Source organism: Microbulbifer mixtoriginis (SeqCode) (assembly GCF_052466765.1).
On record NZ_CP174289.1, the window covers coordinates 4,112,692 to 4,127,857 of the forward strand.

Annotated in this window: 12 protein-coding genes; 10 read left to right on the top strand and 2 right to left on the bottom strand. The window is 53.4% G+C overall.

Features of this window, described 5'->3' with window-relative positions; translation table 11 throughout:
- Positions 1-16: 16 nt before the first annotated feature.
- The 7 genes from ACJJIV_RS17925 (at position 17) to ACJJIV_RS17955 (ending at position 8,847) form a co-directional block, all read left to right on the top strand.
- Positions 17-1,123 carry a hypothetical protein gene (locus ACJJIV_RS17925; protein WP_444889820.1) on the top strand — a complete coding sequence of 369 codons (1,107 nt, stop codon included), beginning with the start codon at positions 17-19 and terminating at the stop codon, positions 1,121-1,123.
- Positions 1,120-1,791 (top strand): GntR family transcriptional regulator, encoded by a 672-nt coding sequence (locus ACJJIV_RS17930; protein ID WP_444889821.1) that lies wholly within the window; start codon positions 1,120-1,122, stop codon positions 1,789-1,791. The genes ACJJIV_RS17925 and ACJJIV_RS17930 overlap by 4 nt, the downstream gene beginning before the upstream one ends.
- Before the next feature lie 335 nt (positions 1,792-2,126).
- Positions 2,127-3,533 carry an aspartate aminotransferase family protein gene (locus tag ACJJIV_RS17935; RefSeq protein WP_444889822.1) on the top strand — a complete coding sequence of 469 codons (1,407 nt, stop codon included), beginning with the start codon at positions 2,127-2,129 and terminating at the stop codon, positions 3,531-3,533.
- Positions 3,534-3,656: 123 nt separating this feature from the next.
- A complete protein-coding gene (locus ACJJIV_RS17940) occupies positions 3,657-5,042 on the top strand; it encodes a glutamine synthetase family protein (protein WP_444889823.1) in 1,386 nt (461 codons plus the stop codon).
- 603 nt (positions 5,043-5,645) lie between these two features.
- Complete coding sequence (locus ACJJIV_RS17945) at positions 5,646-6,989, top strand: glycosyltransferase family 4 protein (RefSeq protein ID WP_444889824.1); 1,344 nt, start codon at positions 5,646-5,648, stop codon at positions 6,987-6,989.
- On the top strand, positions 6,989-7,741 hold the full coding sequence (locus ACJJIV_RS17950; protein WP_444889825.1) for a class I SAM-dependent methyltransferase: 753 nt from the start codon (positions 6,989-6,991) through the stop codon (positions 7,739-7,741). The genes ACJJIV_RS17945 and ACJJIV_RS17950 overlap by 1 nt, the downstream gene beginning before the upstream one ends.
- Positions 7,738-8,847: a prenyltransferase/squalene oxidase repeat-containing protein gene (locus ACJJIV_RS17955; protein WP_252082410.1), complete on the top strand. Its 1,110-nt coding sequence runs from the start codon at positions 7,738-7,740 to the stop codon at positions 8,845-8,847. Before ACJJIV_RS17950 ends, ACJJIV_RS17955 begins: the two co-directional genes overlap by 4 nt.
- On the opposite strand, the gene ACJJIV_RS17960 is transcribed toward ACJJIV_RS17955, so the two are convergent.
- Positions 8,782-9,399 carry a class I SAM-dependent methyltransferase gene (locus ACJJIV_RS17960; RefSeq protein ID WP_252082408.1) on the bottom strand — a complete coding sequence of 206 codons (618 nt, stop codon included), beginning with the start codon at positions 9,397-9,399 and terminating at the stop codon, positions 8,782-8,784. The two genes, ACJJIV_RS17955 and ACJJIV_RS17960, sit on opposite strands and share 66 nt — an antisense overlap.
- Before the next feature lie 107 nt (positions 9,400-9,506).
- Here ACJJIV_RS17960 and ACJJIV_RS17965 point away from each other — a divergent pair, with 107 nt between their 5' ends.
- Positions 9,507-10,229: an acyltransferase gene (locus tag ACJJIV_RS17965; RefSeq protein ID WP_444889826.1), complete on the top strand. Its 723-nt coding sequence runs from the start codon at positions 9,507-9,509 to the stop codon at positions 10,227-10,229.
- A gap of 44 nt (positions 10,230-10,273) precedes the next feature.
- Positions 10,274-10,786 (top strand): shikimate kinase, encoded by a 513-nt coding sequence (locus ACJJIV_RS17970; RefSeq protein WP_444889827.1) that lies wholly within the window; start codon positions 10,274-10,276, stop codon positions 10,784-10,786.
- A gap of 72 nt (positions 10,787-10,858) precedes the next feature.
- Here the strand turns inward: ACJJIV_RS17970 and ACJJIV_RS17975 are convergent, their stop codons facing one another.
- Positions 10,859-11,329 carry an Lrp/AsnC family transcriptional regulator gene (locus tag ACJJIV_RS17975; RefSeq protein ID WP_152452743.1) on the bottom strand — a complete coding sequence of 157 codons (471 nt, stop codon included), beginning with the start codon at positions 11,327-11,329 and terminating at the stop codon, positions 10,859-10,861.
- Between the two features lie 277 nt (positions 11,330-11,606).
- On the opposite strand from ACJJIV_RS17975, the gene ACJJIV_RS17980 reads away from it, so the two are divergent.
- On the top strand, positions 11,607-15,164 hold the full coding sequence (locus tag ACJJIV_RS17980) for an indolepyruvate ferredoxin oxidoreductase family protein (RefSeq protein ID WP_444889828.1): 3,558 nt from the start codon (positions 11,607-11,609) through the stop codon (positions 15,162-15,164).
- Positions 15,165-15,166: the final 2 nt, after the last annotated feature.

Here is a 15,166-nt window from a genome sequence, read left to right on the forward strand (position 1 = left end):
TTGATAAGGAATTTATGTGAAGAACCGCAGTTGCATTTTACTGGCCGGCGCCAAAGCGGCGCGTAGGGTTCGCGAGGAGGGATTACATCAAGGGCAGTTCTCAACCTTGGTGGGAGCTTCTGGGGGCCCCAAGTGGCTGGTTATCAGTCAGCTGGATCGGGTTCTTATGGGGGCTTTTTTCAAAGGTCGCAGTGAGCCTATTGCGACGCTGGGTTCATCAATCGGCAGTTTTCGTAATATGTGTTACGCCATGGAGAATCCTTTGGCGGCGCTGGAACGTCTGGAATATGGATATATTCACCAGAGCTACGGCGATACCAAGCCTACCCCGGCTGAGATTACGGCGACGGGTGGCGCGATTCTACAGGAAGTGTTAGGGGAAAGTGGTGCGCGCGAGGTGGTGGAGAATCCCTTGTGGCAGAGTCACTTCGTGACAGCGCGTGGGCGTGGCCCCCTGGCAAGTGAAAAGCGAGCCATTCTGGCCCCGGCGCTCTTTACGTCTGCGTTGGTCAATGCGGTTTCCAGACATAGCCTTAAAGCCTTCTGGGAGCGCGTAGTGTTTCACTCCCGGGCCCAGGCCACTGTGAAGTTTGGCAATCTGAGTACGGCGAATGCCCCCCTCACTCCGGAGAATGTCCGTGAGGTGGTGCTCGCCAGTGGTTCTATACCACTGGTAATGGCGGGTGTGCGCAACCCGGCTGGCGCACCCTTGGGAAATTATCGCGATGGCGGGATTACAGACTACCACTTTGATTTGCGCTTCAGTCATCCACGTGGATTAGTGCTCTACCCGCATTTCTTCCCGTTTATGGTGCCCGGTTGGTTCGACAAGGGGTTGTCCTGGCGACGTGTGCGTGGCGATGCCATGATGTCGACACTACTGATCGCACCGTCGCCGGGGTTTGTGGAGCGGTTACCATTTGGCAAGATCCCGGATCGCAACGACTTTTATAAGATGCCCTCGGATGAGCGTGTGCGCTATTGGAAAAAAGTGGTGGAAATGAGCCGGCAGGTGGCAGACGACTTTTATGAAATCTGGCAGACCGGCCGGGTAGCAGATCATCTTATCGAAGTGGGTTCCGATGATTTGCCCCACAAGTTGCAACAGGTTGGGGCCGCATGAAGATGGCACCGGAATTTAGCCCTCCGCAGGAGGAGTTTCGCACTACCCAGGAGCGTGTGTATTTTCAGGTGCGAGATGCCATTCTGCGTGGCAAGTTTTTGCCGGGGCACCCGGTCACTATCCGGGGTTTGGCGGCGGACTTGAATTGCAGCCCGATGCCTGTTCGTGAGGCCTTGCGGCGCCTGACCTCGGAGCGAGCGCTAGAGCTGTCTGATACCCGCCGTGTCACTGTGCCCACTATGACGCCAGAAAAGCTCGTAGAGATTTGTGCGGCACGGGTTGCGCTGGAGTGTCAGGCCGCAGAACAGGCACTGCCCTTTGTAGGTAAGGGGGCTCTTGAGCGGTTACGACAGCTAGATGCTCGAGTCACTAAAGCGCTCAGAGAGAAGGATATCGAGGAGTATGTGACGGCCAATCTCGATTTCCACTTTACCCTCTATCGCCTGGGGCATCCCCATATCATCCTCTCGCTGATAGAGAGCCTATGGCTGCAAACAGCTCCCCTGCAGCACCTGGTGTTCCAGCGCTTCGGTGTACAAGAGTTGCCGGACCGTCACGAGGACCTGCTTGGTGCGATTGCCGATGGCGATGTGGCGCGAGTGCGCCTTGCTATTCGTCAGGATATTGAGGAGGGGCTCGGCTCAATTCCCGCCGAAGAATTACTCTAGGGCTTGGGTCGGCGCTTTTACAGTCATATTTATAGAAGCCCAGGCCAACAAGCCCGACCTCTTTACTCCTCCTGATAGGTCACTGTGAGAGTCTTCACGTATCCCTGTTGTAAAGGTTCTTGTTGCCGCAATTTCAGTTCAGGGTTTTCTCCTAACTAAGGGTAACTGCGGTTCTGGACCCTATTGTTACTCTGAGGCATAGATAGATCTTGCGCTTCCGTCAGTCTCGCCACTAGAATGTGATCACAAATTTTGGAAGCAATACCCTGTCCGGCAAAGCACGTTAATGGGCTCCGGAGGGTAGGTGATCAATTGCGGGATGACTCATTCGATGCATGCGGGCTCTCGTCCGGTGCTGTGGAGAGCCCCCAGAGCAAAGCCAGGAGCGAAATATGAACAAAAGTGAGCTGCAACAACACGACCGCGAGCACCTGCTGCACCCCTTTACTGACTTCAATGACTTGGGGCAACAGGGCACCCGGGTGATCACCAGTGCTGAAGGCGCTTATATCACCGATATCGATGGTAATCGTCTACTGGATGGCATGTCTGGTTTGTGGTGCTGCAACCTGGGTTATAGCCGCAAGGAAATTAGCGATGCAATCTATGAGCAGCTGAATACCCTGCCGTTCTATAACAGTTTCTTCCAGTGCACTACCGTGCCATCTATCGAGCTGGCAGATGCCCTGGCAGAAGTAACTCCCGCCAGTATGAGCAATGTGTTCTTCACCGGCTCCGGTTCTGAGGCGAATGACACTAATTTGCGCCTGATTCGCCGTTTCTGGGATCTGCAGGACAAGCCCGAGAAGCGCATTGTGATTTCCCGCAAAAATGGTTATCACGGCTCCACCATCGCCGGTGCCAGCCTAGGTGGCATGAGCGGTATGCACAAACAGTTCCAGCCGCTGGATTACATTGAACACGTACAGCAGCCTTACTGGTTTGCCGAGGGCGGGGAAATGTCCCCAGAGGAGTTCGGAATTCAAGCCGCGCGCAGCCTCGACGAAAAAATCCAGGAGCTGGGCCCTGAGAAAGTGGCCGCCTTTATTGCCGAACCTATCCAGGGTGCAGGTGGTGTGGTCATTCCGCCGGAAACCTACTGGCCAGAAGTGAAGAAAGTATTGGATCAATACGACATTCTGTTGGTGATGGATGAGGTGATATTCGGCTTCGGGCGCACTGGTGAATGGTTTGGTGCAGATTATTACGGCCTCAAGCCGGACCTGATGACTTTCGCCAAAGCGGTGACCAATGGTTATTTCCCTCTCGGCGGTACCATGGTAGGTGATCGCGTTGCTGATGTGATCAAGAGCAAGGGCGGGGAATTTACTCACGGCTACACCTACTCTGCGCACCCCGCGGCCTGTATGGCAGGCCTGGCCACTATTAATATCCTGCGCAATGAGAAGATTATCGAGAATGTGCGCGATGAGACTGGCCCTTATCTTGCCAAACGTTGGGCAGAGTTGGCAGAGCACTCCATCGTTGGTGAGGCGCGCAGTCTGGGTATGGTCGGCGCTTTGGAGCTGGTGAAAGACAAGGCCAGCCGCGCCCGATTTGATGATGACTGTACTGCCGGTGGCGTATGTCGTGATCTGAGTATCAAGCACGGTTTGGTTATGCGTGCCGTGGGTGATGCCATGGTGATTGCGCCGCCACTGATTATTACCACTGAGCAGGTGGATGAGCTTGTGGAAAAAGCGCATCGCGCACTTGACGACACCGCTAAAGCTCTAGCGTAAACTCGGGGTCTAGCCCCTTTTTTGGAAGCGGCGCAAGGCTGTCACCCACTATCCGTCAACGGAGAATGCAGGTGACCGCTCTGGGCCGCTTCTGCGGTTTGACAGGATTACCTCAGGCAACTTATGTCACAAGAAAAAGAATTTACTGCCCAACCAGAACTGTTGGAGCAGTCGCGCAAATTCCTGGCAGAACACACGGACCTAAAGTGGATTGAAGGCTTTATGTTCGATATCAATGGTGTCCCCCGCGGCAAATGGCTACCAGCAGAAGCGGCGGAGAAGCTGCTGAAGGGAAGCCTGCAAATGCCGCGTAGCGCTGTCAGCCTGGATATCTGGGGGCGGGATATTGAAGATAGCCCTCTGGTGTTTGCCAGTGGTGACAGTGATGGCGTTTGTCTGCCGGTATCGCCGATCAGTCTGGCGCCCTGGCACCGGGAGGTAACAGCACAGCTGCATATGCAGTTGCACGAGGCGGATGGCTCTTCGCTCTATGCCGATCCACGTGCCCAGCTGCAGCGGGTGGTGGATCGCCTGCAGAAGCTCGGTTATACCGCAGTCTGTGCCACCGAATTGGAATTCTATTTGTTGCGCGATGACGTTGATCACTTGGCGCGCCCGCGCCCAGTCAGCGATAACGATGCCGAACTGGTGCCCTCTACCGATGTATATGATTTGTCTGAGCTGAACGCGCAGCGTCACTTTTTTGCCGATGTGCGTGCCGCTTGTGAGGAGCAGGGTATTCCAGCTGATTCAGTGCTCTCAGAGTGCGCGCCCGGTCAGTTTGAAATCAATCTGTTGCACAGTGCCGATCCTGTCAAGGTGGCGGATCAAACTCTGTTATTCAAGCGCTTGCTGAAAGGCGTGGCGCGCAGCCATGGCTTCCGTGTAAGCACTATGGCTAAACCCTTTGGGGATCAGGCTGGCAACGGTATGCACGTGCATATGAGTTTGGTTGATAGCCATGGTAAAAATGTTTTTGATGATGGCAGTGAAGAGGGCTCCGAGCTGCTGCGTCAGGCAGCGGCAGGTATGTTGGCAACCGCCAATGATGCGATGGCTTTCTTTGCGCCACACAGCAATTCCTACCGCCGCTTCCAAGAGAGTTCTCACGCGCCGCTGAATCTGTGCTGGGGCTACGACAACCGCACCACCACTTTGCGAGTACCAGCCAGTAATCCCGAGGCTCGTCGTATCGAACACCGCATTGCCGGTGCTGATGTGAATCCCTACTTGGTCTTGGCGGGTATTTTGGCCGGTGTCTGCCACGGAATTGAGAACCAGTTACAGGCTCCCGATCCAGTTGAAGGCGATGCCTATCAGGTGCAAAGCGAGCAACTGATTAATACCTGGAGTGGGGCATTGAAGCGCTTTGATAAGAGTGCGTTGTGGAGAGAATATCTCGATCCTCGGTTTGTCGAACTTTTCCTTATGCTGAAGCGTCAGGAGATGGCGGAGATTGGCGCTCGAGTTACCGATGTGGAATATCAAAGTTATTTGCATCGGGTTTAATCACGGTTTCTCGTGTACCGGCGGCATAAATACTGAACGGCTTTTACGACAGGAATGCAGGCAGGAATACAGGAGAGAACGATACTCTGCTATACCTAAATTTAAGTGCGTAACGTACTTGAAACTCTCCTCCTGAAAGTGTGTTCGAGAAACCTGGCCCGCCTTTTGGCGGGCATTTTTTTTTGCAGGTCAAAAATAAATACATAGGCTATTTTCTCAGCTCTTTTGCTAAAAAACTCTTGTCACACTTTTCTTTCTATTCATCCTGCCTCTGATGACTGGGCTGAGAGTAAACCTGGCGCAGGCAAAAATATTTTTAAATGGGGGATGTGCAGCGCAGAGATCTGGTGTAGATCATCGGCTGATAATGTATTTGATAGAAGTTCGCTGCGTACTTTATTTGGCTTCAGAAGCCACGCGGAAGGGCAGACTGGCCAAGAGAGTGGATTACTTCTGCCTAGCAGTCATTTCCCCGCCAGTGTATTCTTCCGCTTTATCAGCGTAGGGCCCCGGATTGGTCGATTGCTTTAGCCAGGCTTCACAGCAGGGCGCTGCCTTTTTGATTAATGAGTGTGGGTCTCAGAACAAGCAGATGGGGAATCTATGACCGCCTTGGGAAATTGTGCAGACGGTCCAATGGCTAGCGAGACACGGCCACTAAAAATATGTCTACTGGGATATCGCAGTCATCCGCACAGTGGTGGCCAGGGAATTTATCTCCGTTACTTGAGTAAGGCTCTGGTTGATGCCGGCCATTCGGTCGATGTGATATCCGGCCAGCCCTACCCAGAGCTGGATGAGCGGGTGAACTTGATCAAGATGCCCGGACTCAATCTCTATGAAGTAGAAAAGCCCAGCCGTGCCCTTAGACCAAAACATCTGCTCTCTTGGGCAGACTTCTTTGAATGGCTGAGTAAACTGACCGGCGGTTTTGCCGAGCCATATACTTTTGGTCGTCGCGTGCGTAAATACTTACGTCAGCATGGTCCCCAATACGACATAGTTCACGATAACCAATCGCTTTGCTATGGGCTGTTGGATATCGAGCGCAGCGGCCTCCCAGTTGTTGCCACTATTCACCATCCCATTACCCGCGATCGCCAGCTAGCCCTAGATGCGGCGCCGGACTGGCGCTTTCGTTTGTTGGTGCGACGCTGGCACAACTTCCTGAATATGCAAATCAAGGTTTCGAGGAAGTTGCGCCATATTGTCACGGTATCGCGCCAGTCAGAGCGAGACATCATCGAACAATTCGGGGTGGCGCCGGAGCAAATACACCTGATCTATAACGGTATCGACACAGAGATCTTCAGCCCCGATAACAAGGTGGATCGCCAACCCTTGCGTATTATGACGACCTCTTCGGCGGACCAGCCGCTCAAAGGGCTTGGAGTCTTACTGCAGGCCATGGCCGGATTGCGTGAGCGCTTTCCTGAGCTGGAGCTATTGGTGGTTGGCCGTTTGCGCAAAGGCGGCGCTACCGAAAAGCTGTTGCAGAAGTTGAAACTGCAAGATGCTGTGCAGTTTGTTTCTGGGATTTCCAATGAAGAACTGGTGAACCACTACCGCAGTGCAACAGTAGTGGCCTGCCCATCACTGTATGAAGGGTTTGGCTTGCCTGCGGGTGAGGCGATGGCCTGTGGGGCCCCGGTGGTTTCCAGTGATGGAGGCGCGCTGCCAGAAGTTGTCGGCGACGCCGGCATCGTCGTCCCGGCCGGTGACAGTAATGCGCTGGCGGAGGCCCTTGGTCGTGTTCTGGCGGATAAATCTTTGCAAGCGGATATGGGCGCTCAAGGCAGGGCGCGTATTGAAAACAAGTTCTGTTGGAGTTTGGCGGCATCGAACCTGGTGGCTTACTACCGGGAAATACTTGGCGAGTCTGTCGTGCAACAGCAGAATGAAACGGGCTTAGTCGATACAGATGTTAGTGGTGCGGAGGCTGCTTAATGATTACTGTAGATCCGCAACACCTGAACCTTCGCCCGGGACAAAAAGTTTTGGACCTGGGCTGTGGCGAGGGGCGTCACTCCATTCATTTGATGATCACTGATGAGGTGGATGTATACGGCATTGATCTGTGCCTAGATGATGTGTGTACCGCCAATGAGCGGGCAGAGCCTTTTAATAATTCTGAACACGCCAAAGGGCGCCTGTTACTTGGGGTTGCCAATGGTTTGCAGCTGCCGTTTGCCGACGCCACATTCGATGTAGTGATCTGCTCCGAGGTATTGGAGCACATTCATGAGTACAAAGCGGTTCTCGCAGAAATTGACCGTGTATTGAAGCCCTCAGGTATCTTTGCCGCTACTGTGCCGGCGTATTTTCCCGAGTGGATCTGCTGGCAGCTTAGCGATGCGTATCATCAGGTGGAGGGGGGGCATATCCGTATTTTCCGTGAGCGGGAGCTGCGTCAGAGTATTGAAGCCCTGGGACATCGCCATTTCGCTCGGCACAAGGCGCACGCACTGCACGCGCCCTATTGGTGGTTGAAGTGTCTGTTTTGGGATAAGCCAGATAACCGCTTGGTGAAAGCTTACCATCGCTTGTTAGTGTGGGACTTGATGAAGCGGCCCACACTCACACGTGTGGCTGAAAAGCTGTTGAACCCTCTTTTCGGGAAAAGTGTCGCGCTCTATTTTGTGAAAGCGGAGCAGCGGGCGCCTGAGCCCCTGGGTTTGGCTGGGGAGGTGAACCCATGAGTGAAACGGTATTGCCCCCCAAAAAGAGTACAAGCCTTTTCCCCGTAGGTTTTGTGCGTGATAGCGCAGCCTATATCCTTTCCCAGCAATTACCCGATGGCTCAATCCCCTGGTTTAAAGGGCACTATGCCGATCCTTGGGATCATGTTGAGGCGGCCATGGGATTGGCTATCGCCGGAGAATTTGGTGCCGCGGAGAAAGCCTATCGCTGGTTGGCGGATATTCAATTGCCGGATGGCAGCTGGTGGGCGGCTTATAAAGATGGAGCGATCGATAACGGTGAGCGCCGGGAGACTAATTTTGTCGCCTACGTAGCCACTGGGGTCTGGCACTATTTCCTGATCAGTGGCGACAAAGGATTTCTACAGCAGTACTGGTCGATGGTTGAGCGCGCTATCGATTTTGTCCTGGGTCTTCAGACTGAATACGGTGAAATTCACTGGGCCGTGGATGCCGGGGGACAGCCCAAAGAGGACGCCCTGATTACCGGCTGTGCTTCAGTTTTTAAAAGCCTTGAGTGCGCGATCAATATTGCCAGTGTGTTGGGGGTGGCTCGACCGGAATGGGTGCGGGGGCGCACGGCATTAGGTGTGGCTCTACAAAGTAAACCCGAGCGTTTTGATCGTACCTGGGAGAGCAAGGCGCGTTTTTCCATGGATTGGTTTTACCCTGTGCTCACTGGTGCATTTACAGGCGAAGCTGCGCGTGCACGACTACAGCAGCGCTGGGATGAGTTTGTGGTGGCCGGTTTGGGTTGCCGTTGTGTCAATGATGAGCCCTGGGTGACCGTGGCGGAATCCTGCGAGTTGACTATGGCCCTATTGGCCTCGGGGCAGCGGGCACGTGCGGAGATCATTTATCGCGGCCTGCACCGCTGGCAGGACAGCGATGGTGGCTACTGGACTGGATATGTCTATCGAGACCAGGCGGTTTGGCCTGAGGAGAAAACCACCTGGACCGTGGGTGCGATGCTGCTTGCGGCAGATGCACTCGCCGACCTGACGCCGGCGAGCGGTTTGTTTACCTCGGTATGCCTGCCTTCAGATACGGCGAAGGATGCCCAGGGTGTCGACAGTTTCGACCAGCTCGAATTGAGCGGAAGCTAGAGCGAGCTTGTAAATGTCATAGGGGGCTTGGCCTCCATCGGCGGGGTCGGGGAATATATCGTGAATGGCCAAGTAGCCGCCTGGCACGATATGCCTGGACCAGCTGCGATAGTCGGTCAGTGCCGCTTCAAGGGAGTGGCCTCCGTCGATAAATACCAGACCCAGTGGGGTATTCCAGTGGCGCGCGGCCACCGAGGAGGGAGCTACCACGGGAACAACCCAGTCTTCCAGTTCGGCCGCTCTCATATTGGCTCGAAAGGTTCGGAAGCTGTCCATTAGGTTGGCTTTTTGGTCAAACAAATCGGGATCGTGGTATTCCTCACCCGGTTGATGCTCCTCGGAGCCGCGGTGGTGGTCCACGGCAAACACGACACTGTCGGTCAGTTTGCAGGCTGAAGCTAAGTAGATTGTGGACTTACCGCAGTAGCTGCCTACTTCGAGACAGGGGCCGAGGCTGCTGGTCTCAGCGGCAAGATGATAGAGCGCTTCGCCCTCGTGGGCAGCGAGGAATCCCTTGATGGCTCGGATATCGATGGGCAAATGAATGGACATATTTTACTGCTTGCTATTTTACTTGGCTCAAACACTAAACCGGCGCTTGCACAAAAGCAATTGCGATTTTTTGTGGGCAGTTCGCCCCATCAAGTAGATATTTTATTATGCGCAAGGATCATAGGCCTTACTGGTTAAAGCGCCTGCAGTTGCATTGGCGCAATTGGCGCACGCACTATTTTTTACTTCCTCAATTTGATGCGGTAGGTGTTGATCCCGAGGTGATGGACCCTTCTTCAGTACATGTTTTTGGAGGGAATGTTCGCCTGGGTAATTATCCCCATTTAATTTCTAATGCGGAAAAGTGCGTTCGCTTTACTACCTTTGGGCACAAGGGGCGCGAGGCTTTTATTACCATTGGGGACTATGTGCTGATTTCTCCCGGAGTGAGGATATCGGCTGCGCAGTCCATAGAAATTGGCGATGCCTGTATGATCGCCGCTAATGTTTATATTTCTGATTCCGATTGGCATGGCCTCTATAATCGTACCAGGCCTTTTCGTTGCACTGCACCGGTGCGCCTTGGGAATAATGTTTGGATTGGCGATAGTGCGACTATTTGTAAAGGCGTAAGCATTGGTGATAATTCCGTTGTCGGCGCGGGTAGTGTGGTCACCAAGGATGTGCCAGCCAATACAGTTGTAGCAGGGAATCCAGCCAAGCCGATAAAAACCATTAACCCCAAACGAAGAATGATTACCCGCGAGGCGCTTTTTGCCGATGCTTTCCGCCAGGCTCACAATATGGATGAGCTGGATAAATTTATGCTGCAAGGTAATAGCCTATTTGGCTGGCTGCGCGCTGTATTTTTCCCTCGCCGCGGCGATTAACGTTGATTACTGCTTCGCTCTGATTTTTGCGAACAGGTAAAAAGATGAAAAAAAGAAAAAGTATTGTTCTGATTGGCATGCCCGGTGCAGGTAAAAGTACTTTGGGTGTGTTGTTGGCCAAAGAGCTGGCTCTGGATTTTGTTGATACAGATGTTTTGATTCAGGCGCGGGAGGGGAAAACACTGCAGGAAATTATGGCGGAGAGTGACTACCTCAATTTGCGGGCTATAGAGGGGGAGGTCATTGCCGCAGCGCAGCTGCCCAAGCATGTGGTTTCCACTGGGGGCAGCGCGGTCTACAGTGCTGAGGGAATGGCTAATCTGCGTGCGCAGGGCACAGTCGTGTTTTTGGAATGTTCCGCAGATGAACTTCGCCGGAGAATCCACAATTATGAAAGTCGTGGGATAGCCAAAGCACCGGAGCAAAGTTTTGACAGTTTATTTGAGGAGCGCCAGATCCTCTACCGCAAATATGCGGATATTACTTTGCGCTGTGATGGTTTGAATCTGCAACAGGCATTGGATCGATTAATACAAAAGCTGCGGGCGTTGGCTTGATAGGTTTTTTGAGCCCCACAAACTATGGGGCTCATTCATGAGGCTCTGGTATTGCCTCAGCCTCTTATTCTGCTAGAGCGGCAACTGAGTGGTATATTTCACTTGTTTAAGGGCGAAGGTGGAATTCACCGAGGCTACATTGGGCAGGTGCACCAGTGAGCGTTTTAACAGTTGCTCGTAATGTTCAACACTGTCCACTACTACACGCAGAACATAGTCCTTGTCGCCACTGGTTGAATAGCATTCGACCACTTCCTGAACATCCTGTACCGCAGTCTCGAAATTATTCAGGGACTCTTCATCGTGGTTGTGGATGGTCACGTAACAATATACTGTGACTCCCAGGTCCAATTTACGCGGGTCCAGCAGGGTGACTCGGCCGCGAATAATACCCTCCGCCTCCAGCCTTTTGATACGGCGCCAGCAGGGGGTGTGGGAAAGACCCACTTTGTCTCCGAGCTCCGCCATGGAATAATCGGCGTTCTCCTGCAGCGCTCGCAGAATCTTGCGGTCGAAATCATCCAGGTCTGTCGAACGCTTCATAAAGACTCCTATCCTATAAAAAATTGCTCGATCGAGATTTTCATCACAAATTTACGCACATTTACGTAAATAAAGCAATGCTCTGTTGCGCTTAACGCACTAGTATGACCTGACCAATCCGTTTCAGCCTGAGCGCTTTTTGTGATTACCCGCCAGAGAGTTTTGCAGGGTGCCGAAAAATTGATCAGCTAACTACCGAGACGGAGCAATTCGGAAGAATAATGACTTATAGCTCGAACTGGGTTTCGAGAAGAATAAATGACCGGAAACTAGGTGTATGACTGAAAAAGTAGCCAGTCCCCAGCGCGCGGTGGACTCCCAGGGGAAAAAACAAATCTCACTGGATGATCGCTTTACCACCCTCAAAGGCCGTGTGCTTCTTTCGGGGATCCAGGCGCTGGTGCGTCTGCCCATTGACCAGATGCGGATGGACCAAGCTCGCGGTTTAAATACTGCAACTTTTATCTCCGGTTACCGCGGCTCCCCCCTCGGTGGTTATGATTTGCAGCTCTCGAGGGCCAAAAAATTACTGGATCAGCACAATATTCGATTCCAGCCGGGCGTGAATGAGGAGCTGGCCGCGACGGCCGTGTGGGGCTCCCAGCAGGTTGGCCTATTCGATGGCGCTCAAGTCGATGGCGTTTGTGGTATCTGGTATGGCAAGACTCCGGGCGTGGATCGCTCATGTGATGCCTTCCGTCACGCCAATGCTGCGGGTTCCTCGCCAAAGGGTGGTGCTCTTATTGTCGCTGGGGATGACCACGGCTGTAAGTCCTCTTCCTACCCGGGGCAGTCGGAATTTGCTTTCGTGGATATGCATCTTCCAGTCTTGAATCCTGCAACTGTGCAGGAGGTCTTGGATTACGGCCACTATGGCCTGGAGCTGTCCCGTTTTAGTGGCTGCTGGGTGGCAATGATCACTCTGGCAGAGAATATGGATAGTTCCGCTACCGTGGAAGTCGATCCCCAGCGGGTACAGTTCAATTATCCTGAGATCGAGCGCCCCGCAGGTGGCCTGAATATCCGCAAGCAGGATAACCCCCTCGAACAGGAAGAGCGTCTGTGGCGCTATAAGCGCCCGGCGGCTCTGGCATTTGCTAGGGCGAACAAGCTGAACAAGGTTGTGCTGGAAAACTCCAATGCCACTCTTGGAATCGTCACTACCGGTAAGGCTCACCTGGACTTGATGCAGGCCTTCGAGGACATGGGGATTAATGAGGAAAAAGCCCGGCAATTGGGCATTCGTATCCTCAAAGTGGGGATGACCTACCCCCTCGATGTACCTGGAATTCAGGAGTTTGCCCGCGGCTTAGATACTTTGCTGGTGCTGGAGGAAAAGCGTAGTCTGATGGAGGTGCAGCTGAAAGAGGAGCTGTACAATGTTCACCTCAAAGACCCTAATTTCCCGCGTATTCTCGGGAAAGTAGATGAACACGATCAACCGCTGATGCCTGCCTATGGTGAGCTATCCCCGGCTATTATTTCCCAGGTGCTTGGTCTGATTTTGGATCAGGATAAGCTGGGTGAGCGCGGGCGACATCGCTTGATGCGCCTTAATGCCCTGGCCCAGCGCATCGCGCAACAAGCGGGTTCCAATGTTTCTCGCCTACCCATGTTTTGTGCCGGCTGCCCGCATAACCGTTCCACCAAAGTGCCAGAAGGCAGTCGCGCCCTTGCCGGAATCGGCTGCCACTATATGGCCCAGTGGCTGGACCGCGAGACGTTCACCTTTACCCAAATGGGCGCCGAAGGAGTCAACTGGGTGGGGCAGGCGCCTTTCACTGATGAAAAGCATGTATTTGTGAACCTGGGGGATGGTACTTATTTCCACTCGGGGGTCCTTGCAATTCGCGCTTCTGTCGCCGCTAAGGTAAATATCACCTACAAAATCCTGTTCAACGATGCCGTCGCCATGACAGGTGGCCAGCCCCATGATGGAGAGTTGGCGCCGGATATGATTTGCCGCCAAGTGCTGGCCGAGGGTGTGCAGAAGGTTGTTCTGGTGATGGACAACCCAGACAAATATCAGGGTGCCCTGAGCTTCCCTTCCGAGGTAGAGATTCGCCATCGGGATTATATGCCGGCGGTAATGGAGGAGTTGCGTGAGGTGGAAGGGTGTACGGTCATTATTTACGACCAGACCTGTGCTACTGAATTGCGCCGTAAGCGCAAGCGCGGCTTACTACCCCAGGCTGAGGGGCGCCCCTTTATTAATGAGTTGGTGTGTGAAGGCTGTGGCGACTGTGTGCAGCAATCCAGCTGTATTGCCGTGGAAAAGGTTTCTACAGCTTTGGGGGACAAGCGCCGTGTTAACCAGACCGGTTGTAATCAGGATCTCTCCTGTATCAATGGCTTCTGTCCCTCGTTTGTGACGGTAAAAGGTGGGCGCTTGGCCAAAGGTGCGGGCGTTGGCGATATCTTGCGCACAGAAGCAGAAAAGCTGCCTGCACCACAACTGCCGGGTCTGGATGAACCCTTTAACTTCCTGGTGACAGGAGTGGGTGGTACCGGGGTGGTGACTATTGGTGCTCTGTTGGCAATGGCGGCCCATATAGAAGGCAAAGCCTGCAGTACCCTGGATCAGACCGGTCTCGCGCAAAAAGGCGGCGCGGTGTATTCCCATATTCGTTTTGCAGCTCACCCAGAAGCATTGCAAGCAGTGCGAATCTCCGATGGTCGCGCCGATGCACTGATGGCTTGTGATTTGATCGCTGCGGGAAATCTCGCCGCCTGTTTGGCCAAGCTGGATGAAACCCACAGTCGTGCGGTGGTGAATACCCACCTGAGCCCCACCGCTGCCACCGTTTTGGGGCGTGAGGATGCTCACTCTCCACAAGCGGTTCTCGATACCCTAAGTAACGCGGTTAACGCGCTGGATTCTGTTGAGGCTCACCGTCTGACCAAATCTGCACTTGGAGATACTCTGGCGGCCAATATATTTATGTTGGGCTTTGCTTGGCAAAAAGGCCTATTGCCACTTTCCCAAGCGTCGCTGTTACAGGCAATTGAGCTGAATGGTGTGGCAGTGGAGGGCAATCTGCAGGGCTTTGCTGCCGGGCGCCTTGCTGCCGCAGACCGCAAAGCTCTAAACCGGTTGCTTGCTCACGATCGAGCGCCTGTACAGCTACCCAAAGGTCTGGATGAAATTGTTGCTCACCGGGTTGAGCATTTGACTGGCTATCAAAATGTAGAGTTGGCTAAGCGCTACCAAGTTTTGGTGGATAAAGTTAAAGCGGCGGAAACCCTTAAGGTACCCGGGCGCCAAATGGTCGCCGAAGTGGTTGCGCAAAATTATGCCAAGTTGCTCGCTTACAAGGATGAGTATGAGGTTGCGCGCCTCTACACTGACGGGCGCTTTACTCAATCTTTGCGGGAGAATTTTAGCGGAGACTTTGACCTCGAATTCAACTTGGCACCGCCATTACTGGCCCGTTTCGACAAAGTGTTGGGGCGTCCTCGCAAAATGAAGTTTGGTGGTTGGATGCACAAAGCATTCGGAGCCTTGGCCAAATTAAAGTTCCTGCGCGGTACTGCTCTGGATATTTTCGGCTATACCGCTGAGCGACGTATGGAGCGGTCTTTAATCGCTGAGTATGAGCAGCTGGTTGAGAAAGTGGTGGGGCAGTTGAACGAACAAAACCACCAGGCGGCTATTGAATTGCTCAGTTATCCCGAGGTTATTAAAGGTTACGGGCACATCAAAAAGGCTAATGTATTGGAGGCGCAACGCCAGAGAGAGCAGGCGCTAAGTCGTTTTGAAAATCCTGTTGGTAAAACCGGCCAAGCTAGAGAGGTTGAAATTTTCGACCCCACTAAAGCTCAGCAAGTGGGCTAACG